Source organism: Puia dinghuensis, assembly GCF_014642875.1.
GTDB classification, from domain to species: Bacteria; Bacteroidota; Bacteroidia; order Chitinophagales; family Chitinophagaceae; genus Puia; species Puia dinghuensis.
The window spans coordinates 403-964 of sequence record NZ_BMJC01000021.1 but is presented as its reverse complement, the minus strand read 5'-3'; the positions used below and the strand labels follow the sequence as shown (position 1 = coordinate 964).

Below are 562 nucleotides of genomic sequence, written 5' to 3'. Positions count from 1 at the left end.
ATTCAGTGAATAATGGATCTGGCGCCCGATGATCAAGGTCCCGATAATAAAGATCAGTGAAACGGTGAATTGGAATACGATCAGCGATCGTCGCAAGAAGCTCTTGCTGTTCAGTTGCCGGATACCGTGCCCCTTCAGGCTTAGGGCCGGCAGATAGGCCGATAGCACTCGGGCCGGGTAAAAACCAGCCAGCAGGCAGGTCACCGTCACGATGAGTAACAAGAACAAACCTGTCGGCCAGGTGAAGATTTGCAGGTGGACGCCCCTCGGCAGCAAGGGCTGCAGGGCGATTAGAAGCGGGCGCACAGTCAGCAGCGCCAGCGCCGCCGCAACCAACACCAGCAGAAGAGTCTCGCTCAGGAATTGGAGAATGATCGCCGACCGCCCGCTACCCAGCACCTTACGGACCCCGATCTCCCGCGCCCGGCGGACAGACTGCGCCGTGGATAAGTTGATAAAGTTGATTGCAGCGATCACCAGGATAAAAAGCGCAATCCCCGCCAGTCCATAAAGACTTGCCAGGTTTACCTTCCGGGAAAAGTTATCCTGATAACGCTCGTTA

The 562-nt window shown here is 56.0% G+C and carries 1 protein-coding gene; it reads right to left on the bottom strand.

Annotated elements, in window-relative coordinates; genetic code table 11:
- Positions 1 to 562, bottom strand: a 562-nt coding sequence (locus tag IEY39_RS29610) for an ABC transporter permease (protein ID WP_308423277.1), incomplete at both ends; no start/stop codon positions are given.